The 26,039-nt window shown below is 35.9% G+C and carries 24 protein-coding genes and 1 pseudogene; 13 read left to right on the top strand and 12 right to left on the bottom strand.

Annotated features, from left to right (window positions below; all coding sequences use genetic code 11):
- Positions 1–84: 84 nt before the first annotated feature.
- The gene (locus CLU97_RS21935; RefSeq protein WP_121489994.1) at positions 85–1,098 is read right to left on the bottom strand and encodes a helix-turn-helix transcriptional regulator; all 1,014 of its coding nucleotides are present in this window, start codon (positions 1,096–1,098) and stop codon (positions 85–87) included.
- Positions 1,099–1,485: 387 nt separating this feature from the next.
- On the opposite strand from CLU97_RS21935, the gene CLU97_RS21930 reads away from it, so the two are divergent.
- Entirely contained in the window at positions 1,486–3,324 is a 1,839-nt protein-coding gene (locus tag CLU97_RS21930; RefSeq protein WP_121489993.1) for a fibrinogen-like YCDxxxxGGGW domain-containing protein, read from the top strand.
- 84 nt (positions 3,325–3,408) lie between these two features.
- Here the strand turns inward: CLU97_RS21930 and CLU97_RS21925 are convergent, their stop codons facing one another.
- The 6 genes from CLU97_RS21925 to CLU97_RS21900 form a co-directional block, all read right to left on the bottom strand.
- Positions 3,409–4,200: a C-type lectin domain-containing protein gene (locus tag CLU97_RS21925; RefSeq protein WP_121489992.1), complete on the bottom strand. Its 792-nt coding sequence runs from the start codon at positions 4,198–4,200 to the stop codon at positions 3,409–3,411.
- 11 nt (positions 4,201–4,211) lie between these two features.
- Positions 4,212–5,000, bottom strand: coding sequence for a C-type lectin domain-containing protein (locus CLU97_RS21920; protein ID WP_121489991.1), 789 nt, complete (start codon positions 4,998–5,000; stop codon positions 4,212–4,214).
- Between the two features lie 302 nt (positions 5,001–5,302).
- A complete protein-coding gene (locus CLU97_RS21915) occupies positions 5,303–6,640 on the bottom strand; it encodes a UDP-N-acetylmuramate--L-alanine ligase (protein WP_121489990.1) in 1,338 nt (445 codons plus the stop codon).
- Positions 6,641–6,646: 6 nt separating this feature from the next.
- Complete coding sequence (locus tag CLU97_RS21910; RefSeq protein WP_121489989.1) at positions 6,647–7,084, bottom strand: hypothetical protein; 438 nt, start codon at positions 7,082–7,084, stop codon at positions 6,647–6,649.
- 16 nt (positions 7,085–7,100) lie between these two features.
- Positions 7,101–7,907: a lysophospholipid acyltransferase family protein gene (locus tag CLU97_RS21905; RefSeq protein WP_047429431.1), complete on the bottom strand. Its 807-nt coding sequence runs from the start codon at positions 7,905–7,907 to the stop codon at positions 7,101–7,103.
- A gap of 27 nt (positions 7,908–7,934) precedes the next feature.
- Complete coding sequence (locus CLU97_RS21900) at positions 7,935–8,564, bottom strand: NUDIX hydrolase (RefSeq protein WP_121489988.1); 630 nt, start codon at positions 8,562–8,564, stop codon at positions 7,935–7,937.
- 514 nt (positions 8,565–9,078) lie between these two features.
- Here CLU97_RS21900 and CLU97_RS21895 point away from each other — a divergent pair.
- The 6 genes from CLU97_RS21895 (at position 9,079) to CLU97_RS21870 (ending at position 14,486) form a co-directional block, all read left to right on the top strand.
- A complete protein-coding gene (locus CLU97_RS21895) occupies positions 9,079–9,897 on the top strand; it encodes a hypothetical protein (protein ID WP_121489987.1) in 819 nt (272 codons plus the stop codon).
- 113 nt (positions 9,898–10,010) lie between these two features.
- Complete coding sequence (locus tag CLU97_RS21890) at positions 10,011–10,409, top strand: hypothetical protein (protein ID WP_121489986.1); 399 nt, start codon at positions 10,011–10,013, stop codon at positions 10,407–10,409.
- A 7-nt stretch (positions 10,410–10,416) separates the two neighbouring features.
- Entirely contained in the window at positions 10,417–11,151 is a 735-nt protein-coding gene (locus tag CLU97_RS21885; RefSeq protein WP_228437906.1) for a curli production assembly/transport protein CsgE, read from the top strand.
- Between the two features lie 11 nt (positions 11,152–11,162).
- Complete coding sequence (locus CLU97_RS21880) at positions 11,163–11,573, top strand: curli production assembly/transport component CsgF (RefSeq protein ID WP_121490108.1); 411 nt, start codon at positions 11,163–11,165, stop codon at positions 11,571–11,573.
- 25 nt (positions 11,574–11,598) lie between these two features.
- Complete coding sequence (locus tag CLU97_RS21875) at positions 11,599–12,963, top strand: CsgG/HfaB family protein (protein ID WP_121489985.1); 1,365 nt, start codon at positions 11,599–11,601, stop codon at positions 12,961–12,963.
- Positions 12,964–12,974: 11 nt separating this feature from the next.
- Positions 12,975–14,486: a carboxypeptidase-like regulatory domain-containing protein gene (locus CLU97_RS21870; protein WP_121489984.1), complete on the top strand. Its 1,512-nt coding sequence runs from the start codon at positions 12,975–12,977 to the stop codon at positions 14,484–14,486.
- A gap of 368 nt (positions 14,487–14,854) precedes the next feature.
- Here CLU97_RS21870 and CLU97_RS21865 read toward each other — a convergent pair whose 3' ends face one another.
- The 5 genes from CLU97_RS21865 to CLU97_RS21845 form a co-directional block, all read right to left on the bottom strand.
- Complete coding sequence (locus CLU97_RS21865) at positions 14,855–15,505, bottom strand: response regulator transcription factor (protein WP_228437905.1); 651 nt, start codon at positions 15,503–15,505, stop codon at positions 14,855–14,857.
- A gap of 214 nt (positions 15,506–15,719) precedes the next feature.
- Positions 15,720–16,187 carry an OsmC family protein gene (locus tag CLU97_RS21860; protein ID WP_121489983.1) on the bottom strand — a complete coding sequence of 156 codons (468 nt, stop codon included), beginning with the start codon at positions 16,185–16,187 and terminating at the stop codon, positions 15,720–15,722.
- A gap of 280 nt (positions 16,188–16,467) precedes the next feature.
- Entirely contained in the window at positions 16,468–18,027 is a 1,560-nt protein-coding gene (locus tag CLU97_RS21855) for a ribonuclease E/G (RefSeq protein ID WP_121489982.1), read from the bottom strand.
- A gap of 368 nt (positions 18,028–18,395) precedes the next feature.
- Positions 18,396–18,686, bottom strand: a complete 291-nt coding sequence (locus tag CLU97_RS21850) for an HU family DNA-binding protein (RefSeq protein WP_002984212.1) — start codon at positions 18,684–18,686, stop codon at positions 18,396–18,398.
- A 318-nt stretch (positions 18,687–19,004) separates the two neighbouring features.
- A complete protein-coding gene (locus CLU97_RS21845) occupies positions 19,005–19,676 on the bottom strand; it encodes a response regulator transcription factor (protein WP_121489981.1) in 672 nt (223 codons plus the stop codon).
- A gap of 179 nt (positions 19,677–19,855) precedes the next feature.
- On the opposite strand from CLU97_RS21845, the gene tssO reads away from it, so the two are divergent.
- From tssO to CLU97_RS21815, 6 genes and pseudogenes are all read left to right on the top strand, one after another.
- Positions 19,856–20,392 carry a type VI secretion system TssO gene (gene tssO / locus CLU97_RS21840; protein WP_121489980.1) on the top strand — a complete coding sequence of 179 codons (537 nt, stop codon included), beginning with the start codon at positions 19,856–19,858 and terminating at the stop codon, positions 20,390–20,392.
- 12 nt (positions 20,393–20,404) lie between these two features.
- The gene (locus CLU97_RS21835) at positions 20,405–20,929 is read left to right on the top strand and encodes a type VI secretion system transmembrane protein TssO (RefSeq protein WP_121489979.1); all 525 of its coding nucleotides are present in this window, start codon (positions 20,405–20,407) and stop codon (positions 20,927–20,929) included.
- Between the two features lie 49 nt (positions 20,930–20,978).
- Positions 20,979–21,890, top strand: a complete 912-nt coding sequence (locus CLU97_RS21830; RefSeq protein WP_121489978.1) for a PKD domain-containing protein — start codon at positions 20,979–20,981, stop codon at positions 21,888–21,890.
- 46 nt (positions 21,891–21,936) lie between these two features.
- A complete protein-coding gene (tssR, locus tag CLU97_RS21825; protein WP_121489977.1) occupies positions 21,937–24,342 on the top strand; it encodes a type VI secretion system protein TssR domain-containing protein in 2,406 nt (801 codons plus the stop codon).
- Between the two features lie 365 nt (positions 24,343–24,707).
- Positions 24,708–25,115, top strand: a pseudogene (gene tssD / locus CLU97_RS21820) (type VI secretion system tube protein TssD).
- A gap of 139 nt (positions 25,116–25,254) precedes the next feature.
- Positions 25,255–25,926 (top strand): hypothetical protein, encoded by a 672-nt coding sequence (locus CLU97_RS21815; RefSeq protein ID WP_121489976.1) that lies wholly within the window; start codon positions 25,255–25,257, stop codon positions 25,924–25,926.
- The last annotated feature ends 113 nt before the right edge of the window (positions 25,927–26,039 follow it).

Here is a 26,039-nt window from a genome sequence, read left to right as displayed (position 1 = left end):
GTTTTTTATATAGATCATTCTGTAAATTATTAATACCAATGAAATATTATATTGTTTTTTTGCTGTATTGATTAGATAAATTGGCTATTGAATATTCTGAGAAGGAAAATTCTTATGGATATATTCTGAAGGGGTAATATCTTCTATTTGTTTAAATACCCTGTTGAAGGTAGTTTGGTTTGAAAATCCAGCTTCAGTGTAGATATACATCAGAGTGATTTTTTGAAGATCGGTTTCGGACATCAGCTTTTTTACATAGTTAATCCTATATTCATTCAGATAAGCATTGAAATTCTGATATCCTTTGTTTCGTATAATTTTGGAAAGATAATTATAATTAATATTCAATTGGATGCTCAGCATTGAAATGTTAAGTTTTGGATCCTTGAATAGTTTTTTTGTAGTCATAATATGGTTGAGTTTTTCAAATACCTCATTAACGGTTTTATGATCTATTGGAGTTTCTTTTTTTATTGATTTTACCGCGTCCGGAAATTCTGAATGCTGATCTATTGATTGGGCATTGAAATCCGGCTCAGTTTTGTTGATACCGGTAAGGATCTGTAATTTATTAAGCTTGTCATGATAAATAAATAGCAAAACAATAACTGCAAAGGTATATATGAAGTTAAGTATATCCGAAACAATAACCTCATTATGACCATATTTTGGGAAATGTATGTCAAAAACAGTTAAGGTGATATAGCATGCCAAAATATTCCCCAGCATATAAAGCAGATATCTGACTGCTGATTTTTTTGAAAAAAATACATAAGCAGCAAGGGGAAGCGGAAATAAGGTTGCAAATAAACTGATTGAGTTATTCCAAAAAGTAAGCATAATATAAAAATGATAAGCTGGCGCAATAATCATATATGCTCTTATGATCTGATTGGCAGAATATCTGTTTTTGATAAGGAAATTACTGTAAATCAGAAAAATAAGCCCGCCTAAAAGATAATATACCATCTTCGGGATATAAATATAGAACTGAAAAACAACAATGAGTATAATCAGTATACTATATGTGAGAGTATTATACTGCTGAATGAATCTTTTCTTAAGACGTTCAGTATTTTCTAAATAAAAATCTTCCATTACAAAGTGCTTTCCAAATAATTTTCAAAAATATTTTATTTAAATATCTTTTAAACAATATATTATCTTTTATTCAGTTGATATTGAATTTTGATTGATTCTCTGTTTACCTGATTTATTCAAACCTGTAGTTTTGCATTCAATACGAACTGATTGTCTACTGAGGTTGTAATCAATTATAAATAAAGACCGATAAAATTTCTACGATTATTTGATGCTGTAAAATTAGTAAAAATACTGAGATGCATAAAATTAGTAAAAATATTCTTGTGATATTTTTTTAGTAGAATTCAAGTTTTCATTTAAAGTATTCCATTGCAGCGTAAATATGCCCGGTGTAAAATATACTGCAATTGATGTTCTAATATTTTAATAATCTTCAAATAAATGAAAAAATACAAAAAAATCTATTCTCTTTTTATCTTTTTAATCTCATTACGATTGATCTCTCAGGTAGGCATAAACACAACAACTCCTAATGCGAAAGCAGCGCTTCATGTGATGTCTAAAAATAATAATACCGGAGTCCTTTTCCCACTGCTTACAACTGCACAAAGAGATGCTATTGGTGCGTCTGCAACAGAAGATGGTCTTATTATTTATAATACAGATCAGAAATGTTATAATTATTATAATGCCGGAAATACAGTGTGGATCAGCTTGTGTGGAAACGGTCAAAAGGCAGTTTATACAACAGACTGTACCTCAGTTAAGATATATGGAACCTATACACAGGGAACGCCATTGAATAGCAATAATTATGTATCGCTACCAGTTACAGTAACTACTGGAGGGTCTTATAATATTCTTGCTAAGGCACCCAATGGATATTATTTCGAAAAATCCGGAGTATTTCCCGGAGCAGGAACCTATGTTATCAATCTTAATGGGGTAGGTACACCTGTTACAGGACCACAAACAGATACACTTTCTTTTTCATATGACGGAATTACAGATACTGCATGTACTTCTAAAACGATAAACGTTCTGGGCTCTCAGGTAAGTTACGGGATTAGCTGCTCAGGATCTTCAGTGTCTGGAACCTACAACAGTCCGGTACAGCTTGACTATAATACAAACACAGTAAGTATTCCTCTTTCTAATGTAAATACCGCAGGGACTGTTAGTATTACTACCTCTACCAGTAACGGAGTAAGCTTTACCACAACAGAAAATATTACAACATCCAGTACCAGCTTTACACTGCATGGGGTAGGAACTCCGGCCGCAGCAGGTATTTATTCCTATTCTTTTACCACCAATGGAGCAAATCCTCAGGTATGTACCTTTAATGTTACTTTTGGAACTACGGTAGGAAGTTTTGCCAATCCTGCCAACCGATGCCTTGAAATTTTTAATGCCGGAAAAACAACAGACGGTTACTATTGGGTGAAGGATGCAAGCTCTAATCCCTATAAAACGTATTGTGATATGTCTAATGGTGGGTGGACTTTGATTAAATCTCTTTCCGAAAGACAGATTTTGGTAGTGGAACAAACACAAAGTGAGTCATGGTCTACTCAGGTTGCCAGAAACGCAGTAACTACACAAACAGGGATCTTTAATGAATATGCATTTTCTTTACCTGCAGCAGCTGTGAGCAATATAGGTAATAATACTTCCACTTCAAAAGAATATCGTTTTTCAATCAAAGAAAAAGGACAGACAGGTACTACTTTATCGGATGTAGAAAGTTCTACAGTTGCTCCTGTAAATGATAACTGGTCAAAAAATAACTATTTGAACACAATTGTTACGGATGGTAATCTGGCAACGGGGAACTATACTACCTATGGAAATACAACTACAGGAAAATTGTTCGGATTTGATTTTGGAAAACCTGTTACAGGAGTTACTTTATATAAATTAAATGGTGTTGATTTTCAATTAAATATACCAGGATTGTACAGTCAGGCTAGTTTCTTCACCGGAATTTTTGGAGGAAATGGATATGCATCCAACAATACACCTGCCAATAATCTTACTTATACCTATCCGGGTGGGCAGACTTACACTTTCAATAAATATTATGTGAATGATCTTTTTGGATTATACATGAATAACGAAAGCCAGCTTAACCATCATATTGGAACTTGTTCAAACAGTACAGATGATTATGGAGGCGCAAGCTTCTGTAATAATGGCTGGGCAAACTGGAGACCCCATAATTTCAATCTTAAATCAGGAAATTACGAAGGCCGTATTATTCAGTATTGGATAAAATAATCGGAAAAATTATAAACTGTAAAAACACAATACTTATATTTTTCATCAAAAAGCTTCAGATTATTTTCTGAAGCTTTTATTTTTTTATTCACTGTATTCAATAATGAGCTGGTTCATCGCAGAACCGGTAAAAGTGGTGGTTGCCCCGCTTAAGTCATTCCATCTTCTTTCTGCGTTTCCGGTGGTATTATAAATGTGAGTAGATCCTTCAGTTCCCCCGGAATTATTTGGTTCTCCCGTAGCAAACCAATTTTCTGTGGTGGCAGGGTTGGTAGACCAGTTCATTCTGAATTCTTCTCCGGTAATCCATTGAAGCCTGTCCGGATTTCCAGGTCTCTGAATTTTATTAAAGCCAATCCATATATTATTAGCCAAATTATAACCCGTTCCCGAAGCTACAATATTAGTGGCAACCCAGATCCTTTCCGCATCGTTAGGCATCGTCACCAGATAACCTCCCATTTGCTTTCCGAAGCTGTAGGCATTGAACCAGTTAATCCCCTGTGAAAGCTGATAAGCACAATAGGTATGATTATTTCCTGTCCATTTTTTGCATCCAATCTCAGTGGCTGTACCACCTCCCGGTACAGCACCAGGCGGCTGAGGTCTTGTGGCAACTGGTTTCGGATCATATCCTAAAATAGAATTATTGAATCCTGATGCAGTTCCTCCGCTAATGTCGGTCCGGGTAATCTTCCTTACATTTCCATTGGTATCGGCAGACAGTATATCATCAGTGGCAATACCTTGAGGTAATGTACGGGTTCTTAGTTCTCCGTTGATATCAAATGCTTTGGTAGGAGTATTTGTATTAATTCCAACTTGAGCAATTGAAAAATAAGGTAAGATAATGAATAGTAAAATTGATCTTTTCATAGGTGTTTTTATTATTCATTAAACTCAATAATAAGCTGGTTCATAGAAATGCTGGAATTGGCAGTCAACCCGCCATTTAAATCATTCCATCTTCTTTCAGCATTGGCACTGGCAGCAAATATGTGTGTGGCTCCTTCTACGCCTCCCGAATTGTTAGGCTCCCCGGGATTAAACCAGTTTTCTGTAGTGGCAGGATTGGTAGACCAGTTAATTCTAAATTCTTCTCCCGTAATCCACTGAAGTTGATCTGGATTTCCCGGCCTCTGAATTTTATTAAAACCTATCCATACATTGTTAGCCAGATTATAACCTGTCCCTGAAGCCACAATATTAGTATTCACCCAGGTTCTTTCGGCATCATTCGGCATAGTTACCAGATATCCGCCCATTTGTTTTCCAAAACTGTAGGCATTGAACCAGTTGATAGCCTGCGAAAGCTGATAAGCACAATAGGTGTGATTGTTGCCAGACCATTTCTTGCATCCAAGCTCAGTGGCTGTACCGCCTCCAGGTAACGCACCTGGTGGTTGAGGTCTTATAGCTACGGGTTTAGGATCATATCCCAAAATAGAGTTGTTGAACCCAGATGATGATCCGCCACTAAGATCCGTTCTGGAAACCTTTCTTATGTTACCATTGGCATCAGTAGAGAGAATATCATCAGCTGCTACTCCTACAGGTAAAGTACGGATTCTTAGTTCTCCGTTTATGTCAAGTGTTTTTGTAGGAGTGTTTGTGTTAATCCCAACTTGAGCATTTGAAGCAAACGGTAAAATCATAAATAAGATAGCTTTTTTCATTTTTATGCTTTTTATTCATCTCAAATATATAAAAATATTTCGCAAAAATAAATCACAATTTATTGATTATCAATTAATTAAATGATTGTTTTAAAATTATATTTATATGTGAATTTGTTTATATATGAATATTTTTCGCTAATAATTATTTTATGATAAAATAAATGAAACATATTTTGATTATTTCGATAACTTGTTTTATTAAAAAAATAAAAAACTTCTTTCAGCTGAAAGAAGTTTTTATCATATTGAGAATTGTTTCTTAATGTTAAATTTTTAAACCAAAGTGGCCAAAGTGGTCATTATTTTGTTAAATCTAGACCACCGAAATTACCGGAACTCATCATCAGATAAACACCATCCGTTTTATCCAATGTATTCCAGTAAGAATGAAGATCTTCTGCATTCGTGAAAACCCTTAATTTTTCATTTTTGAATTTTTCTTTAATGAATTCTGGAGAAATTGGTTCCATTCTCTTGATCTTCAAAGCGTCTTCAGAGTAGAAAACAACTGCTTCTTCCAGACCGTCCATAGCGTGGTCATATTGCTCAAGGAAAGCCGGATTTAAGCTGGAATAGGTGTGAAGTTCCAGAAATCCGTACTTCTTATCTTTTTTAAACTGTTCTGCAAAAGCCTTTACAGCTGCCTTCACTTTACTTGGTGCGTGGGCAAAATCTTTATAAAGAGTTCCCTTATCTTCTCTTTCTACTTTTTCAAGACGTTTGGAAGCTCCTTTGAAGCTCATAATAGCCTCATAGAAGTCCTCATCCATAATGCCAAGCTGCTGGCAGATATGTCTTGCGCCTTCCATATTCAACAGATTGTGCGCTCCAAAAACAGAAAGCGGAACATCGCCCATTTCTGTTTTTAAATATACTTTACCATTGTTGATTTCGTATTCAGGCGTTTTATAAGGAATCTTTCTGAAATAGTTCTCAGCATTTTCGACTACTTTCACTACTTCAGCATCCTCTTCGTTGTACACCAGAACTCCGCCTGCTGTAATGCTTGCCACAAACTTTCTGAACTGATCAATATAATCATCAAATGTTTTAAAAACATTGATATGATCCCATGCAATACCGCTCATTAAAGCAATATTGGGCTGATACAGTAAAAATTTTGAACGAAGATCAATAGGGGAAGAAAGGTATTCATCGCCTTCTAGCACCATGAAGTCATTATCCTGAGTCAGTTTCACCATACAGTCGAAACCTTCAAGCTGTGCACCTACCATGAAATCTACATCTTTCTGGTGGAAATTCAGTACGTGAAGAATCATTGAAGTAATGGTTGTTTTACCATGTGATCCTGCAATGACAACTCTGGTTTTGTTCTTAGACTGCTCGTACAGGAATTCAGGATAAGAATATATTTTCAGACCCAGTTCTTTTGCTCTTGCCAGCTCAGGATTGTCCTGATGTGCATGCATCCCAAGAATAACAGCATCAATATCCGGAGTGATCTTTTCCGGGAACCAGCCCATTTCCTGAGGCATAATTCCTTTCTTTTCCAGCCGGGATTTTGAAGGCTCAAAAATAGCGTCATCAGAGCCTGTTACCTGATATCCTTTGTCTTTTAGTGCAATGGCGAGATTATGCATGGCGCTTCCGCCAATGGCAATGAAATGGGTTTTCAATTCTATTTACTGTTTTTTAACATTAGTATTTATGATCTGCTGAAAAGCTTCAAGAATATTGTTCCAATGGGTCTGATAATTTGGAGTAATCATACTGGCATCCGATTTACTGCCTTCATTGGCACCTTTCTTGACATTGATGGAAGTTGAAATATTGTCGTACAATTTTTTATGATCTTCCTGTATTCTTCTAAAATTATTCTGAGAAAGCACCTGATCCAGTTTTTTCAGATCTTCATCAGAGATTTTAAAATCCTGTTTGTATTTTTTACCCTGCCCTTCAAAAGAGTAATGTACATTATTGCCTTTTATGAGCATGTTTTCATATACGGGTGCAAAGCCTCCGCTTTTCGAATAGCTGATATCAAAATCCGAATATACCTTCTGGCTGTTGCATGAAACTAATACTATGATTGCGAATAAGATTCCAAGTATTTTTTTCATAATTTTTCTATTTACTTTAATTATTTGAGTCCTTTTGTTCTAATTTTTTAGCTTTAAGTTCTTCATCATAACTGTGTAATAGATTGAAATCTTCTGTCTGCTCAATGGCAGTCATAATTTTCAGTAAGATTTCCGGTGCTTTTTCATTATCATAATCAATATCCAAAGGAGCTTTGAATTCCATCGTAGGTTTTACACCGGTTACCTTTACGCGGAGTCCTTTTTTATCAAAAGCTCTTCTGAATCCGTTTATTTTGATTGGAATTACAATAGGACGCTGATTTTTTACCAACTTGGCAGTTCCTCTTCGTCCCTGTGCAAAAGCTGATGTAGTTCCTTGAGGGAAAGTAGCTACCCAGCCATTGTCCAATGCTTTCATAATATTATCTACCTCACTCATGTCTACCATTCTGTTGACATTCTTTCCTTCTGCTCTCCAAGTTCTTTTTACGGTTACAGCTCCGGCGATTTTGAAAATCTTGGGAAGAATACCTTTATTCATGGTTTCTTCTGCTGCTACATAGTAAAAATCGATCTTTGGGTTCAGTAGGTAGATAGGGTTTTTTATCGTGTTTAAATATCCGTTGTTCACCGCACAGAAGGCATGATACATTGCTGCCACATCCGCAAAATAGGTTTGATGGTTGGATACAAAAAGTACGTTGGAGTCCGGAAGATCCACAAGGTGTTCCGTACCGGTTATTTTTAACTTATTAAAGCCATTGAATCTTCTGTAAGAAACAATTCCTAAAATAAAAATAATAAACCTTTTCAAAAAATAAGGAGTTCCGAATGCATCGGTGAAAATATTTTTCTTCGCCATCTCTCAATTAAACACGATAGTGCAAAGTTACATTTTTTTCAGCAACTGGCTGAATTCACTTAATATCATTGCTGTAGCACCCCAGATGATGTATCCGTTGAAATTGATCACAGGAACCTCATGCCCGCTTGCACTGGGCAGAGCCATAAGTTCAGGGGTATCTGACAGGTTCAGAAAGGACGTGATGGGAAATTCAATCGTTTCCACAGCTTCTGTTTGCTGGAGAACGAAGGTAGGATCCTTTTTAGTGTAAGAAATATAAGGATAGACGTAAAAATTGCTCGGTGGTATATAAATAGGAGACATTTCTCTGATAATCCTTACATAATGTTTATCTATTCCTATTTCTTCAGAAGTTTCCCGAACTGCAGTTTCAGCAAAATCTCTGTCCATTTCCTCACGCTTACCTCCAGGCAGGGATATCTGCCCGCTGTGTCTGTCGTGCTCATTAATCGTTCTTTGAATCAATGGAAAATACCACTCGTTGTCTTTTAGATATAAAACAATATTAACAGCGGCAAATTTGGGATTCTTTGCCAATACTTCATCATAAGTAAAAACAGGGCGGTAGGGAGGTGAGAATACCCCATGTGCATGCTCGCCGGGAAGTTCTACACTTTTTATTTTTCGTAATAAATCTTTTCCAAAATTTTCCATAGCTCAAATTTAACAATATATATTGAAGAAATAAATGCCTTAACATTAATTAACCTATGCAGAAATTAGGGTTAAAAGATGGTTGTAATAAATTGTATTTCAAAAGCAAATCATCCTGATTAGTAAGGAGTGAAATTTATAATTTAAATATTAAAGTTTTAATTAATTTATTTTAATCATCATTTTTTATTTATTAATGAATGAAAAATAACGAATTATGGCAAAAAAATTAAAACCCTGCACTGTGATGTTTTAACGCTATACAAAAAGTGAAATATTGAGTGGAAGCAGGGCCTGCAAACCGTGTAATATTCACCGTTAACGGACTTACTTTTCGGCTGAAACAGGATACCGTATTTTCCCGTCACTGAAAACAATGACAGCTGTACAACGGCAATTGGTGACCCCTCCAACTATAAACCGTGACTTTTGAAATTTACACTTTGATGGTGGTTTTTCACTTTGATGTAGAGGTTACCTTTGCCTTACTATTAACCAATTAATTTTTACTAAGATGAAAAATTTACTTACAGGTGTACTTACACTATTCGCCATGAGTTTCGGATTTGCACAATTCAATATTGATGTGACTACCCAAACAGGAAACTTAAATGTTGCTACTGTAGACCAGACTGGTCTTTTGAACGTCAATTCTCTTACCCAAACAGGGAATCGTAATACTGCAGATATTGACCAGATTGGAATTTTAAACACTAATAATGCACAAAGTATCGGAAACAGAAACTCTATAGATGTGGATCAGGTGGGTATCGGAAACTCAAATGAAGTAATGCAGATGGGTAACAGAAACTCTGCTTCAACATGGCAGTTAGGAGTACTTAACTCTACAGAACAAACTCAGATCGGAAGAAGAAATGATGCTTCTTCGGTGCAGCTTGGATTAGGAAACTCAGTCGTTCAATATCAGGAGGGAAGAAGGAATGATGCTTCGGCTATTCAGGTAGGTAGCGGTAATGAAGCTTATCAAATTCAGCTTGGAAGAAGAAATGATGCTACCGGAGTTCAGGTAGGTGCTAATAATATCCTTGTTCAGTATCAGGATGGTAATGATAACAGTGCTACCCATACACAGGCAGGAAACGGTAATATAGCAGCTTCTGTTCAGGTAGGTGATGATAACACTTCTGTAGGAGTACAAACAGGTAATGCCAACCAGCTTTATCAGTTCCAGATAGGAGATTCTAATACAGCTATTGATCTTCAAAGTGGTAATGGTAACTTTACCTGGGTAACTCAAAGCGGTGATTCTCATATCCATTTAGGAACTCAGATGGGTAACGGAAACTCTATGGTTGTGAATCAATCCAATTAAGCCCTATAACACATACTGTAAATCTTAGAAAATTGTAAAGGAGAAACTGCAGTGTTTCTCCTTTTTACCTTCACTTTTCATTGGTTTACATGATGTATAATACAAAATAGGTCATGCTTACTTTAAAATGGAGTGCATTTGCTCTTTTCGCAGTCATGCGATTGCAGGCACAGGAAATAGACTGGAATAAGATCAACAGTAATACAATCTTTAATCTTATAGCCAGGCAGCAGACAGATCAGAGTTCTTACGGTTCCAATATCATTCAGATGGGTGATTATAACAATGCTGAGCTTTCTCTTAACGCCCGAACCAATATTGTGGTAAAACAGCTGGGAGATTTCAATACCCTATATTTTATCAATTCATTTACAGATAAAGAAACGAAAGCTGCCGTTACTGCACAGGGAAGCAACAATATTATTGATGTTACCGGAAGCAACAGTATTTCAGACGGAATTCAGATCAATGTAAAGGGAGATAATAAAACGGTTTTCATGCGAAATTATTAAAACACAAATGATGAAACTTTTATCTTCCCTTAGCCTGAGCACTTTTTTTGCCTTCCTGTCTGTATGGGGTTATGGGCAGGAAGATAAAAAAGTAAACGCAAGAATAGAAAGCAGTCTCCTTGAAAATCAGGTTATACTAAAGGCTATTGTAATGAACAATACCACTGTTTATAAAGAGTTGAATTATCTTTTGGTTTCTATAAAAAAAGGAAACGGGGGAAATCTCTCCAACAATCAGCAGAGTGGTAAATTTTCAGTCAACCCCAATGAAGTCAAAATATTATCAGAGATCAGTGTAAACCTGGAGTCAAAAGATGCATTGAAAGCTTTCCTTTATATCCGGGATGAAGAAACGCAAAAACTTGTAGCCAAAGACAGCCTGGAACTGAACAGTGATCTTTTTAAAAAGAAAACTGCCAGGATAGAAGAAGATGCGGCCTATGAACTGAGAGGGCTTACCATAGATGAAACCAAAACGAAGGTGGGAAAAGATTTTTATGATCTGTTCTATATGCAGTACAGCCAGCTTCCGGATAAGAGCAGCAGCGCCGTTACCATTACAGAACTTCCTCTTCGGGGAACAAGCGGCCAGATCAATATCCAGATTGAGGATAAAATCATTTACAGCTTTATGACCAATCCCGCAGAAGACTATTTGAAAGAACAGCTGTCCTACAGCTTAAAATATATCAAGGAATTTAACGCTAAGAAAAACCTTATTAAAAATGAATTTATCTACTAAAAATGTCCGCCATGAAAACCTTTATGATTATTTTGACCTTTATTGCGGGTATTTTCTACGGAAAATCTCAGCAGCTCGTCTATAAACCGGTGAATCCGGCTTTCGGAGGAGATACGTTTAATTATCAGTGGCTTTTAAGCTCTGCTAATGCACAGAATCAATTTGATGAAAAGAATGATTACAGCAATTTGCTTGATCGTGTAAACTCTCTTGACAGCTTTACCCAGAGTCTGAACAGACAAATTCTCAGTGAACTTTCAAGAAAACTGTTTGATGAACAGTTTGGTGATGGAAATTTAAAACCCGGAAATTACCTTTTTGGATCGCTTTATTTACAGATCACCAATACTAATCAGGGACTTTTAATCAATATTTTGGATACCAGCAATGGCGATCAGTCCGAGATCGTAATCCCAAAATAAGGAAATAACTAAAAATAAACTTACCATGACAACCTACACTTACACCAGAATCTTTTTCTGTAGTTTCCTGCTATGTGTTCTGCAGGCTTGTAGTTCAATATTTGGTTTACCTTCGGATCCCGAAAAACCAACAATGGGAGAGGTTACCTCTTCTACCGCCGAATTGAAAAATCTTCCTCTTCCCAAAGAGAAGATTGTAATAGGAGTCTACAAATTCAGAGATCAGACCGGCCAGTACAAGCCTTCCGAAACCGGAAACAACTGGAGTACGGCAGTTCCCCAAGGTACCACTACCATTCTCATCAAAGCACTGGAAGACAGCCATTGGTTTATCCCTATTGAAAGGGAGAATATTGCGAATCTTCTTAATGAAAGACAAATCATCCGCTCCACACGTCAGGAGTACATAAAGGATGCAGACAAAAACAGCCAGGCGCTTCCCCCTCTTTTATACGCCGGAATTCTTCTTGAAGGCGGTGTCATTTCTTATGACAGTAATATTCTTACAGGTGGGCTTGGAGCCAGATATTTCGGTATCGGAGCTTCCACACAATATCGTCAGGACAGAATTACCATTTATCTTCGTGCGGTTTCTACGCTTAACGGGGAGATTCTTAAAACGGTTTATACCTCAAAAACAATTCTTTCAACCAGCGTAAATGGAAGTTTTTTCAGATATATTGATACAGAAAGACTCCTTGAAGCTGAAGTAGGACTCACTCAGAATGAGCCTGTGCAGCTTGCTGTAACCGAAGCCATTGAAAAAGCAGTGAAATCCCTTATCGTGGAAGGAATCAGAGATAAAATTTGGGGGAAAGCAGTAGATCCTAATGGACCCTACCAAACCTTAATCAATGATTATAATAAAGAACAGGATCAAAATGATGGAAGAGTAATAGGGGGCAGGTATCCTGAAAACTACAGACAGAAGTTTTCCGTATTTGCCAATATTGAAGGTCAGAAAGTAAGAGATGATTATGTAGGTCCTAAAATGAACGTAGGAGGAAAAGTGGGATTCAAATATTTTCTTACTCCTTACTTAAATGTAGAACTAAACGGCAATTATTTTACGCTTGAAAATTCAAATATTGTAAAAAGAAATTACTACGGCCCTGAAGTGAATCTGGAATACCTTCTTTTCCCAAAATACAGATTCAGTCCATACCTGTACGGTGGAGCAGGAGCCATGTATTCAAAATACCAGCCTCAATATAAAGCACAATTTGGTGGAGGGCTGGAATATATGATCAGCCATAATGTTTCACTGAGAGCATCCGCCCAATATGATTTGGGCTTCAAAGACAATTGGGAAGGCCTTGTGAACGGAAAAAGAAAAGATCAGGCTTTACGCTTTGGAATAGGAATCAATTTTTACTTCGGAAACAAATAAAAACACGAATTATGAAAACGTTAATTAAAATACTCAGCATATTCATCTTTGCTTTTTGTCTGTTTTCATGCAATGAAGACCTTGTAGAACAGGCTCAAACAGGAATTTTAAAAGGAAAAGTCGTAAAAAGAGGCAGCAATGTGCCGATTCCTAATGTGAAAATTTTTACCAATCCTACGACACAGACGGTATTCAGTGGCACAGACGGTTCATTTCAAATCGATGCCATGCCGGTGGGAAATTATTCTGTGAAAGCAGAACTTTCAGGATATATTACAACCTTTCAATCAGTCAATATACAAAACGAAAATCAGGTGGTAACGGTAGTTTTTGAGATGGATGATGATACTTCATTGAATTCTCCTCCTACTACACCACAGTTGTTAAGTCCGATAGATAACGCAGTAAATCAACCCTTGAGCGTCGAATTAACCTGGAGCGCAACAGATCCGGATACAGCGGATGTCTTAAAATACAGTTTGACAATTAAAAATAATCTTGACACTAATGTGATTCAGGTTAATGATTTGACAGCGAACCACTATACGCTGTCAAATCTGAAGTTTGGTGTAAGTTACTTCTGGCAGGTGTCTGTTTCGGACGGCATTCACCAGCCAGTTTTAAGCTCTATCAGTAAATTTACCACCAATACAGTTCCTGCCAACAGGTATCATTATACCCAAAAACAGAATGGAAACTTCGTTATCATTTCCAGTGATGATCAGGGAAATAACTTCCAGTTTACCAATTCTTCCTACAACAGCTGGCGCCCACGTAAGAACAATAATGCAGGCCTCATAGCATTTCTTCGTACAGAAGGCGGTAGTACCCATATTTATACGGCCAATCCTGACGGTTCCAATCCTTTTAAAGTGACAACGGTTCCTGTAGCAGGCTTTAATAATTATGAAATGGATTTTTCCTGGAGTACCAATGGTAAGGAGATTATTTATTCCAATTTCAATAAACTGTACAGAATTAATAAAGACGGCAGCGGCCTGACCTTAGTGTATACTACTCCGGACGGAAGTATGATTTCAGAATGCGACTGGAGCTATGACGGAAGTAAAATAGCACTGAAAACCAATGACTATAATGGATATAATACCAAAATCTATGTAATAGATATGATGGGAAGTGTTCTTAAAACCGTATTGTCCGGTTCTGCCGGAGCAAGTGGTGGTTTGAATTTCTCTGTAGACGGGCAGCTTCTTCTCTTTACCCGGGATGTTTCAGGATATATAGATGGAAGTGGAAACTACCGCCAGTTGGACTCCCATATCTTTGTCTATAACATGGTGACCGATGTTGTAAGCGATATCTCTGCAGAAAGCGAAAAAGTACTGGGAACCAATGACCTTGATCCAAGATTCTCACCCAACAATGCACAGATTATATTTATGAATACTTCCAATGATAATATCTCGCAGAGAAACATTATGGTAATTGACCTGAGTAGTACGCTGACTGATCTTACCCGTACTTCACTATTCAGCAACGGAGAAATGCCGGATTATGAATAAGGTTTAAGATTCAAAGTTTAATGTTTTAAGTTTAATGTTGTTTATAATTTTCATTGACATTTAATTTAATAATGGACTTTACTTACGAAATGATTATTACTACTATAAAGTCCAGGTTTTAAGGTTAAAGTTCCAGTAGTGAGCATGAGATTGGAAATTCGGGTTGTTTGCAAATGAAATAATAAGGTCTAAGCAATATAAGTTTTTAGTAGCCCGGTTTTCAATCTCTTTTTCTCACTTCCAGCCTTAAAATAAAGTTTATGAATGAGCCACCTGTCTGGTTATGAATTTAAAACCCAGTGCAGGCACAAAAAAATTCCAGACTGGAAAGTCTGGAATTTTTTCTGAATTTTTTTCATGGAAGAATTTCAGTCGATGATATGATTCTCAATAGCATATTTTACAATTCCGACTGAGTTTTTGGCATTGAGTTTTAAAAGAATTCTTTTTCTATGTGTTTCTACCGTATTGATACTTATAAAAAGTTTTTCAGAGATATCTTTGCTGCTGTTACCGTCGCAGATGAGTTTAAGAATTTCCATTTCGCGGCGGGTAAGAGGTTCTCTGATATGGGGATTGTGCTTTTCCTGTTCACTGCTGATAAAGCTGATCATTTTTTCCTTCGCATGATCGCAGATGTAAATTTCATTAAGAAGCAGGATATTGATAGATTTCAGAAATTCATCGTAAGTGCAGTTTTTGTCTAGGTAACCTTTGATGCCTTTGTTGAAGAGTTTCCGGATGTCAATTACATCATAAGAGTTTCCTATGATGATGATTTTCATATTTTTATGTTCAGAAATAATATTTTCCGTCAGTTTGCAAAGTTCCGTCAGCATAAGCATATTGGAGCTCATGATAAGCATTTCCGGAGGTTGATCTTTTAAACGTTTGGTGAGGGGTTCTAAAGAATTACAAATGTCAATGGTACTAAAAATATTACTTTGTGAAAGTAGTTTTGATAATCCCTCTGTATACAGCATGGGTTCATCAAAAATGGTCAATCTTGGTTTCATCATGGTCTGTTTTGTTTATATAAAAATAGGAAAAAAACTTTACATTTTGAATAAAATTGATAAATATTTTCAAATTATTGTGTTTTTATTGATAGTAAAACATTATTTTTATTGATTTTTCATTAAATAATTCTCTTTTTGTGGAGTTTTTTTAGAGTTATCACTGTTAAAATCTATTATCTATCACGATTTTTAGTTGTTATTTTGAAATGTGGTACTATTTAACTAACGTGGTAGGGATATGCTTTACCGGAAAATTGACCGAGTTGGCAATGAAACAAAATTCGTTGGCTTTATGATGAAGCTGTTCCGCTTTTTCCTTCATAGATTCTTCTGCTACAGTTACTATAGGGTGTAAAGTAACTTCTGTAAAATATCCGCTTCCGTTAGATGTTTCTGCCATTATACCTGTAGCTTCATCGGTATAATCTGTTACAATAATACCGGTTTCAGAACAAAAATGAAGATACCACAACATATGACATGATGAAAGTGAAGATAACAGCATATCTTCCGGATTGTGTTTCGTTTTATCACCACGGAACGCCGGATCAGATGAACCTTCAATAATAGCCTTATTTTCTGCTGAAATAGTATGGCTTCTTTCATAATCTCTATAGCTGCTGGTTCCGGTTCCCTGGTTTCCTGTCCATTGGATGGTGATTTTGTAGTGGTGGTTTTTCATATTTTAAAGATAAGTAATAAATGATGAATGATGAATGATGAATGATGAATGATGAATGATGAATGATGAATGATGAATGATGAATGATGAATGATGAATGATGAATGATATTGTTATTAAATATCTGGATTCAATAGTTCAATAGGGGTAGGCTTTAACCCGCCTGATAAAATAATTTAATCGTTCATGGCTTTTAGCTAAAACTTAAATCGTAAATCATACTCTATAAGTATAAATGCAAAACAAAAAAACCTCCAGAAAACTGAAGGTTTTAAATTTTTTAATTAGAGAATTCTATCAATTCTTCTTTTTTAGCATTGTAGATTTTGTATTCTAAGTATTTAAAAGAATCTCTTGGAACAATGGTTACCCACTTTTTGTATTTGATAAACCATTTCATCTGGATACTTTTAATGCCTTTTGTAAGGTAGGCTTCCACAAATGGATGTACATGCAGGTAGATTTTTCCTTTTTCTTTCTGCAGGATGTTTCTTAAGGTTTCACCCATTCTTTCCACAATAACAATTGGAGCTACAATTTCTCCGTCTTTGTTCGGGTTTTCTTCTTTGGTGTCGATCTGTTTTTCCGGACGGTTTCTTTGTCTGGTGATCTGGATCAGACCAAATTTACTTGGAGGAAGTATTTTGTGGCGAGCTTTGTCGCGCTTCATTTCCTCTTTCAGATGCTCATAAAGATCTCTTCTGTGATCAGAATTCGGCATATCTATGAAATCGATAACAATGATACCTCCCATATCGCGGAGGCGAAGTTGTCTTGCGATTTCTGTAGCAGCCATTTTGTTCACTTTCAGTGCATGCTCTTTGTTAACGGCTGTTCCGGTGGTAATATTATTACCGGAGTTCACATCAACTACGTGAAGGGCTTCTGTGTGTTCAATAACAAGATAGGCTCCTTTGGAACTCGGAATGTTTACGTGTTTTCCGAAGCTCTGTTTAAGCTGTTTTTCAACATTGTAATATTCCAGAAGTGGAATATGGGAATCATAAAACTGGACAATATTTTTCTTTTCAGGGGCAATTACTTCTACGTAATTTGTCATTTCATTCACCATTTGCTCGTCATCGCAGATGATATTCACGAAATCCTGATTAAAATTGTCTCTCAAAATAGCTGAAGCTTTGTCTTCTTCGCTTAAAACTTTAGACGGAACTTTATTTCTCTGGATATTTTTAAAAGTGCTTTCCCATTTCTGAACCAGCTGGTTCATGTCATTATGAAGGTCTGCTACTTTTTTTCCTTCGGCTACAGTTCTGATAATCACTCCGAAACCTTCAGGCTTAATGCTGTCGATAAGAGTTCTCAGTCTTTCTTTTTCCTCAGTACTTCTGATTTTTTTGGAAATAGAAACTTTGTTGTCGAAAGGAATTAAAACCAGAAAACGGCCTGTGAGTGAAATCTGGGTAGAAATTCTGGGTCCTTTTGTAGAAATTGGTTCTTTAGTAATTTGTAACAGAACCAGGTCATCTTTTGCAATTACCTTATCTACTGTTCCGTTTTTGTCTATTTCGGGTTGTATCTCGAAATTCTTTAAGCTCGAAGTGCTTTGTTTTTTGGAAATAGTATCCTTTAAAAACTTTCTGTATGTAAGATACTGAGGGCCCAGATCCTGATAATGCAGAAATGCATCCTTATCATACCCAATGTTTACGAATGCTGCATTCAGATTAGGTGCCAGTTTTTTTACTTTTCCTATAAACAGATCTCCAACTATAAAATCGCTTTTGTCCTCTTGCTCATGAAGTTCACATAGTCTTCCGTCTTCCAGCAGTGCAATCTTTGTAAGATCATCTTCATGCGAAACTATTAGTTCTTTCTTCATTTTTTATTAAGATAAAATTGTTAAGATTATAGGAAGTGGATGTTTTTCTAGATTAATTCATCTATTAAATATAAGGATTTTGAATGAAAACCATTATATGTTTATTAAAATAATATTTGGAAACCCTCCGCTTTCCGAGGAATCTTATAGTTGCAAACAAAAATATAGTCAGTGAACTTTAAAAATTTAAATCCACCAACTATATTATTATATTGTAAATCTCGAGAAAAAGAGATTATTTTTTCTTATGTCTGTTTGCTCTTCTTCTTTTCTTTCTTTTGTGAGTAGCAACCTTGTGTCTTTTTCTTTTCTTTCCGCTTGGCATAATTTTAATTTTTTAGTAACTAGTTAATATTCAGTTAATGTTCTTATTTTACTGCAACTTTAGTTTTTACTTTCTCTACAAAAGATTTTGAAGGTTTGAAAGCAGGAATGTTATGAGCAGGAATCTCAATTGCAGTGTTCTTAGAAATATTTCTTCCTGTTTTAGCAGCTCTTGTTTTAATGATAAAAGATCCAAAACCTCTCAGATAAACATTATCCCCATTATACATAGAAGTTCTGATCTCCTGCATAAAAGCTTCTACAACTTTCTGTGTTTCATTCTTTTCTGTTCCCAACTTATTTGAGATGGTGTTTACCAATTCTGCCTTTGTCATTTCCTTATTTTAATTTTAAATTTTAGGTGTGCAAATTTAGTTAAAAAAATTGAATACTAGCAAATTAGTGGCAAAATATTTTTATTCAAATCGTTGAGCTTTTAATGTGTACGCTGTATTAAGGTACTCTTTTGATAATTTAACAATAAAATAATGTAACGGGATAAAGGTACAAAAAATTAATGAACAAAATTTAATAAATGCCAATGGAGATAAGCTCTGAAGGGTTTTCTTATGGTTGTTTTAAAATAAATATACCGCTTCTGCCTCCATCTGTGATCCGGAATTTAAGACAAGGAATCTGAAACAAGAATTTTTTTATAAACTGGAATTATAATATCCATTTTCTACACAGAAACGGATAAGGTGAAGCTTTGTTTTTAATCCCAGCTTTTCTGTAAGCCGGTTAATGTAAGTATCAATAGTTCTCGTACTCAGATTGAGTTTTTCTGCAATTTCTTTATTACTGAAACCTTCATAGCAGAATCTCATCAGCTGTATTTCAGACGGAGAAAGCTCTTCCTGTCCCTTTTTCTGTCTGTCCATATACTCCTGTACAGCAAGAGGCTGCTGCTCCCAGTCTTTGGAATAGGCATGATAATCAAAATCATCGGAAGCAATGCTTCCTTTAATAATATCCTTGATAATAGTGCTCTTTTTCTGACAATAGTAGATATTGGGAATCTTGGAAAGGATTTCTGCCATATCTTCCTGGTAAGTACCGGAATACGTGATGATGGGAGTTTCCGAATTGTTTTTTCTGATGTATTTGATGGCTTCAATTCCGCTCAGTACAGGCATAAAGAGTTCTATAATGAACACATCTTCCTGCCTTCTGTAGATTCTGTTAACAAGCTCGTGCCCATTGTTACAGTCGTTAAGAAGCATATAAAAAGGATTTTCCATAAGTGTTTTGATCATTATTTTCTTAAAATAAAAATCGCTGTCAGCAATGGAGAAACGCACGGTATTAGATAGTATTTTACTCATTCTTAATATCGATTTGGCGAATGATATTTAAAATTTAGAGGTCTAATTTAGGAAAAACTTATCAAAGAGGAAATTAATATTAATTTAATCAGGGTTTTCACGAAACAGGTCTGGGGAAATTACGTATTGTGCATAAAATTTTTTTTTTATATTTTCACAGGCCAAACAAATCGCAAATTATGTCTTCTAACAGGGAAAAAAAATTAAACAAATCTGACGTCAGAGTAGGCATTTGGAAGTTTATTCTGTCTTTTGTTGTTTTATCGGTTGTATCTTTTTCGTGCTTATTTCTCTTCTTTAAGAGTTATGATATACAAAGGGAAGGGATCAGCCGGGAAGCGGAAGCCTATAAAGAACTCATGCTTCGAAGTGACGTACTGAGAGACCACATTGATGATATCTACGACAAAATGAACCAGCTTAGCATTAATAAGGTGGAGAATGATGTATTCCTCAGAACCAGTATTATGGATAACGTGAGAGATGCCAAAAATATTATGGGTAAAGACAGTACCCAGAGCTTCAAGCATTATGCTGTACTGATGAAGCAGATTGTACCCATGATGACTTTAAAAGCCAAGATCATTGAAGTAGAGTACCAGAAAAAAACCGTCTTAAGGGATCTGGATGAATGTATGGGTAAAATAAAAGTGACCAACAACGAGCTTAGAAAAGACCCTACGAGAAATTTCACAGGAAGTAAAAGAAGAAGATAAAAAAGAAAAGAAATGCAAGGACAAATCACACTATCTAAAAAAGAAAGGCATTATCAGTTTTTTTATTTAATACTGATGCTTGTGACGGCGATGTTATTTTTGGGAATCATCTTCTTAAAAGGATTTGTATCTCCCTTTTCTGATGAAGATGTAAGAGGAATTCAGAATCTGGAGCAGAAAGCAGAATTTGAACAGCACCAAAAAGTGGTTTTACCTATTATGGACAGCACTTATTCCATGATTACAAAACTTACCAATGACGGTCCGCAGCCATTTGTGGAGAATAATATTCAGCTGGGAGTAAATGATCTTAACAGCTATTTTAACGGAACAGATGTAGTAGACATCCGGAAAGATGCCTATCCTCAGATTGCTAAATTCTATAAAATGTACTTTGATGACAAAAAAGTGATCTCAACAACCTCAGAAGACATCAAGATTTTCCAGAAACAGGTAGATGAATGCAGAATCGGATTTAAAGATAAGCAGAACAAACTTTATCAGCGCGAGCAGGATCTGAAAGCAAGAATGCAGTAAGCAAAGAAATACTAGGAACTTTAAATAAAACACATCACAATTACTAACTATGAATTATTTTCAAAAGAACAAAAAGAACATTATTATCGGTGTAGTGGCAACGCTGCTCATTGCGGCACTGGTTGCACTATGGCTGCAGAAAAAGGTAATCCATTCTGCGGATGATATTGTTGGGGTAGTTTATCCGTCTTCACTGGCGGTAGGAGACACGCTTTTATTCGAAGATAAGACCCAATTTGCAAAAACCAAAAGATGGAATTTCGGAGACGGTACTACTTCAGACAAAAACAGCGGAATTCACTTCTATAATAAACCGGGATACTATCAGGTAAGTTTAATCGTAGACAATAAGTACACGAAATCCTTCCCTGTAATGGTAAGCGCAAGAAGCGTTCAGAAAGCAAAAGATACAGCAAAAGCAACCACTACTATCGAAGCCGCAAGTCAGGCAATGCAAAATGAAAACGTGCCTTTCCGTGCTGTTTCTGAAGCCAAGCAGTTTGCATGGAAATTCGGAGAAACAGGAAATACAGACTCTAAAGATAAGTTTACATTCTATTCTTATAAAAAACCCGGAGATTACGTAGTAACTCTATATACTGAGGAAACTCAGGAGCCTATCTACCACCGTATCAAAATTCTTCCTGCTTATGATGCTCTTGCAGAAGAGGAAGTATCGGTAGAAGATTCTTATGCAAAAGTAGATAACGATTTCAAATATCACCTGCAGCAGATTGCCAACGGAAACAGTTTCAATATGCATTACAATTATCTGTTGAAAACCTATCTGTGTAACAATGAAAACACGGTTGTAAAAGTGAATGACAGCAAAGTGAATAACTTCTACATGTACTGTGCCGGTCTGCAGTTTGACAAAAATACAGTGATTCAGACGGTAAAAGTAAATCTGGATGATACGCAGAACTGTGTAACCAAAGTAGAAATCAATCAAAGCAAATAATATCATCCGGTTGTACGGATGCGCCAATCATTAAAGATAAAATAGGATGAAAAATAAATTTCCTCTAGCAGCATATTATATAGGTTTATCAGTATTATTGACGAGTTGCCAGGTAAAACTGCCGTCAAAGAAAACCCCGGAGCCGTCACAATACGGTCAGGTGGATGCTTCCCCTGTCGTAAACGGTTATCCTAAAAAGTCAGTTCCATGGATCGTTATTTCAGACCGATCCAGAAATACGGCTTATTTGGATAAAGATGACGAGAAATCTTACAAAGAAGTAAAGTTCCTTGAGCCTTTAATGGTTTTAAAACATAGAGACGGAATGGTAAAAGTAGCAGAATATGTACCTGATGCTTTAATGAAAAAAGTTTCGTCAAAATCTATCAAAACATACGGATGGATTCCGGAATCTGATCTTCTTCTTTGGAACAATGCCCTGAGAAACGAAAAAACAGGATATCCTGTAAGAGTTGCCGTAGTACCTAATAACAGCGAAGTGATCAGAAGTGCTGAAAGATATTACAAAAATGACTCTATCATGGTGTTCAACTCACCAAGTCTCATCGAAGCAGCCAATGTTAAAATTCCAAACGGACAAATTGTATATGTTTACAAACAGGCTGAAAACAACAAACGATTTTTAGTAGGTAAAAAGCCTTCCATTGATATAGACAGTATTGGAAAAGGACTGTACGGATGGGTGAGCTCTAACGTAATTTCGAGTTGGGGAGAGCGTTCTGCTATCAAATTGAAAAACACAACAGGAATTACAGATACCACTTTAGGAATTCACGAAGGACATCCGGGAGGCTCAGCATCAGATGCAGAAAATAAAACAGCTATTCTTCTTACGGATGTTAACAGAAGAACACCGCTGGAAAATATTTTCCCGGTAAACCTTCCGTTAGAAGAAACACCTAGTCTTGATACTAAAACAAAATATTTTACCAATATTTTAGATTACAGCAAAAACTTTGTATCTAATGTATTAGGAGAGCCTATTTATTTTGACCGTTACAGAGAAATCACAGAAAGAGATAAAAACATCAATATCGTTTTTGCATTAGACGTAAGTGCTGCCAACGCACCTTATGCACCTATCGTAAAATCATTACTGCAGGATCTTCAGCTTAGATTCGAAAAACCATCTTATTTCAGCAATGTTAAATATGGTGTAGTTTTATACAAAAACAATCCTTGCGGAAATAATGTTTCTGTATCCAACTTAAGTTCAGATTACAGCAAGATCACTACGTTTATTGATCAGAAAACAAATGAAATGAACTGTGCAAGCACCAGCGGATATCAGCCGGTAGGAGAGGCCCTTACTGCAGCAGGAAACCTTCTTTCAAACGTTGCAGATGAAACCAATATTGTAGTAACTGTAGGTACTTCAGCTAATCAAAGCGGGAATATGTACAGTGTGATCAGTTCATTAACGCAGGCTCAGGCAAGACTGATCATGTTCCAGACCAGTGCAAGATCATCAGATAACTACAATGATTATGTATTGATGGCAGAAAATATTGTTACCAATACTGCCAAGAACATTGCAGAACTTAAAAAGCAAAAGATCATTAATCAAAATGATGTTCTTACTAAAAATAATTTCAGCTTAGTAGAAGGCGATGAAGGATTCTTCTCATTGGCTTACCCTAAACAGAGTATGTCTCAGGGATTCGTTATTTTCCCTAAAAAAGGGGATATTACTACACCTGGATTCCTGAAGAAATCTGTAGACAGCCTTATTGCCCAGGTTACCTTAGACAATCAGACCGTTGATAAATCTCTGAATGAATATTTCCATTCTTCAGTAGGAGCGGGAAGAACAGATGTGGATTTAAAATACAAATATCTGTATCCGGGACTTACCAACCCTGTTTCTGCGGGAATTGCCGCACAGCTGATTAATTATGGAAGCCCGTTCCTTGTGAAAGGATACATTCCAAAAGATCTGAAAGAATTTACGCCCGCCATAGAAAAAGGAATTCTTATTTCTGAATCAGAGTATGACAACCTGAAAGCATTCTATACTGAAGTATACAGAAACACTCAGGCAGACCGTGCAGACTTTAATCAGGCAAGAGCGGTGAAAGAGTATGTGAAGCTTCTGAAGAAATATAATCCAACCATAAAGTTCCTGGATAAAGGAGCACTTTATGAATTACCAATGTCTTACGCTATTGGAATGAGTACAGGATTTGACCTTTCTGAAGAAGAATTAATGGCTAAATATAAACTGAAAGGCTGGAAAAAGTCTAAAATCGTTCCTAATGAAACGGTGAAGAATTATTTCTACCATTATAAAAATTTAGCTGACAGATTGCTTGCCAACAGAAACAATCCTGCTGTAAAGATTCAGCAGAACGGGCAGACTTTCTACTGGCTTAATGAATACTTTACGCCATCAAGAATTCCTACAGAACAGCCGGAATACACAAAGCATTAAGAAATTCATTTTTTTTAATATCAAAAAGCAGAAGTACCTACTTCTGCTTTTTTTGTAATACCCCAACCCTCAAACCTTTTCATCCTCAAACTCTCCAACAAAACACCTTGTATCCCAATTATTTCTCCTCCCGGTGCAAAACTATTTTTTATCTTAAAATTGGGATTTAATTTAAAATGCCGTATTCATGGATATTATAAATAAGTGTGTAAATCTATGATCGTAGAATTACGATATGGAATCGTAGAACTACTACAATTTTTCAGATTTATCTTAAAAAGTTTTTTTTGGCGGAAAAGAGCCTCTATATTTGTTCTACAATCACCGAATCAAAAAATATTACTAACGATTAAAATTTATTAATCATGGCCGAAAGAAATTCAAGAGGAATCTTAAAATTCAACAATGGCGAAGGACAAAAGCTGTTGAAAATGAACTACAGTGTATCGAGATCTACAGACGTTTCAGGACGTGTAGCATCAGATCCTTCTAACGCGCTCATCAAGGTTACAGTAGAAGCTACTGAAAAATCTGATATACTGGAAAGCTTGTGAAATGGTAAATACAAGCCTACAGTAGGAGAAATTACCTTCAATAAGTCTCACGAAGAAGGAACATTGATTACCTTGAATTGGCAGAACGGATACGTAATTCAGCATCAGGTTGATTTCGATGCCATTGATAGTGACAGTATGCTGATCAGCTTCGTAGTAAGTGCAGAGACTATTGACTATGGTACTTCTCGGTTTGCAGGACTTTGGCCAACCAGCTAATATTTATACACATTATCAACATTCATAAGAAAAAAGACTGTCCCTATTTAGGCGGTCTTTTTTTGCCTGAAGGAAAGTACGATCATAAAAACTGATAAAAAGATTGATCCTTTAAAACTAAATAACCTTAAAAATATCAATGAACAAAATCACTGAGCATCTGAAATACCTTTCCAAACTATCCGCGGTCTTCATCATCAATATATTGAAAATCTATGCTATTGGAGCTATTTCAACCATTATTGTACTCGTCGTGGGAATCTATATTTTATCAGAAAAGCTGGGACCGTCTTTGGGGGACAGTGGTGCTGGAGGATTTTTGATAACTACTATTACAGCTAAACCTCTTTCAGTAAGCCTTTTCTATCTGCTGATTATTATTGCTCCATTTTTTACGTTTGCTTTTGCTACAAAATATGCAATGTCTGTAGTCATTAATAAATTACTTCAAGATCATTCAAAAACCATTGTAATACCTTTTATAGATAAAGTTATATCAGTATTTAAAGCGAAGCAGCCATCCGTGATCCGGACAAGCGCAGATTTTGCAATAGCTAAAATAAAGCTCTTGAATGAGTTCAAAAATAGCTCAGAAAACAAAATACTCAAAAAAATAGTAGGGTATGCCCTGAACAAAATAAAATTTGATGAACTGAATCTGGGAGATGAAAATGCTGACTTCTCAGAAATTATTAAAAAAACGCTGATGGAAAAACTATATGAACTGGCAGAACCTTCAGCCATGTTGTTCTATATCTACATCGGACTGCAATGGCTCACCCTGATTTTATTGTATTTTTTGAATATATAGAAGACAAGAGGGTTTAGAGTCACAATTTGTCATGAATTTATAACATACAATGAAAGGCTAAAAACAAAAAAATGCCGTTATTACTTCTCTAATTGAAGAATTAACTATCTTTA

Origin of the sequence: Chryseobacterium sp. 7 (genome assembly GCF_003663845.1) — a bacterium.
Taxonomy (GTDB): Bacteria; Bacteroidota; Bacteroidia; order Flavobacteriales; family Weeksellaceae; genus Chryseobacterium.
The sequence above is the reverse complement of the archived record's forward strand: the minus strand, read 5'-3'. Positions and strand labels throughout refer to the sequence as shown.

Bases quoted from the DNA above. Each gene is read 5' to 3' on its own strand.
- CLU97_RS21935 (WP_121489994.1), bottom strand. From the start codon at position 1,098: ATGGAAGATTTTTATTTAGAAAATACTGAACGTCTTAAGAAAAGATTC.
- CLU97_RS21930 (WP_121489993.1), top strand. From the start codon at position 1,486: ATGAAAAAATACAAAAAAATCTATTCTCTTTTTATCTTTTTAATCTCA.
- CLU97_RS21925 (WP_121489992.1), bottom strand. From the start codon at position 4,200: ATGAAAAGATCAATTTTACTATTCATTATCTTACCTTATTTTTCAATT.
- CLU97_RS21920 (WP_121489991.1), bottom strand. From the start codon at position 5,000: ATGAAAAAAGCTATCTTATTTATGATTTTACCGTTTGCTTCAAATGCT.
- CLU97_RS21910 (WP_121489989.1), bottom strand. From the start codon at position 7,084: ATGAAAAAAATACTTGGAATCTTATTCGCAATCATAGTATTAGTTTCA.
- CLU97_RS21905 (WP_047429431.1), bottom strand. From the start codon at position 7,907: ATGGCGAAGAAAAATATTTTCACCGATGCATTCGGAACTCCTTATTTT.
- CLU97_RS21900 (WP_121489988.1), bottom strand. From the start codon at position 8,564: ATGGAAAATTTTGGAAAAGATTTATTACGAAAAATAAAAAGTGTAGAA.
- CLU97_RS21895 (WP_121489987.1), top strand. From the start codon at position 9,079: ATGAAAAATTTACTTACAGGTGTACTTACACTATTCGCCATGAGTTTC.
- CLU97_RS21890 (WP_121489986.1), top strand. From the start codon at position 10,011: ATGCTTACTTTAAAATGGAGTGCATTTGCTCTTTTCGCAGTCATGCGA.
- CLU97_RS21885 (WP_228437906.1), top strand. From the start codon at position 10,417: ATGATGAAACTTTTATCTTCCCTTAGCCTGAGCACTTTTTTTGCCTTC.
- CLU97_RS21880 (WP_121490108.1), top strand. From the start codon at position 11,163: ATGAAAACCTTTATGATTATTTTGACCTTTATTGCGGGTATTTTCTAC.
- CLU97_RS21875 (WP_121489985.1), top strand. From the start codon at position 11,599: ATGACAACCTACACTTACACCAGAATCTTTTTCTGTAGTTTCCTGCTA.
- CLU97_RS21870 (WP_121489984.1), top strand. From the start codon at position 12,975: ATGAAAACGTTAATTAAAATACTCAGCATATTCATCTTTGCTTTTTGT.
- CLU97_RS21865 (WP_228437905.1), bottom strand. From the start codon at position 15,505: ATGATGAAACCAAGATTGACCATTTTTGATGAACCCATGCTGTATACA.
- CLU97_RS21860 (WP_121489983.1), bottom strand. From the start codon at position 16,187: ATGAAAAACCACCACTACAAAATCACCATCCAATGGACAGGAAACCAG.
- CLU97_RS21855 (WP_121489982.1), bottom strand. From the start codon at position 18,027: ATGAAGAAAGAACTAATAGTTTCGCATGAAGATGATCTTACAAAGATT.
- CLU97_RS21850 (WP_002984212.1), bottom strand. From the start codon at position 18,686: ATGACAAAGGCAGAATTGGTAAACACCATCTCAAATAAGTTGGGAACA.
- CLU97_RS21845 (WP_121489981.1), bottom strand. From the start codon at position 19,676: ATGAGTAAAATACTATCTAATACCGTGCGTTTCTCCATTGCTGACAGC.
- tssO (WP_121489980.1), top strand. From the start codon at position 19,856: ATGTCTTCTAACAGGGAAAAAAAATTAAACAAATCTGACGTCAGAGTA.
- CLU97_RS21835 (WP_121489979.1), top strand. From the start codon at position 20,405: ATGCAAGGACAAATCACACTATCTAAAAAAGAAAGGCATTATCAGTTT.
- CLU97_RS21830 (WP_121489978.1), top strand. From the start codon at position 20,979: ATGAATTATTTTCAAAAGAACAAAAAGAACATTATTATCGGTGTAGTG.
- tssR (WP_121489977.1), top strand. From the start codon at position 21,937: ATGAAAAATAAATTTCCTCTAGCAGCATATTATATAGGTTTATCAGTA.
- CLU97_RS21815 (WP_121489976.1), top strand. From the start codon at position 25,255: ATGAACAAAATCACTGAGCATCTGAAATACCTTTCCAAACTATCCGCG.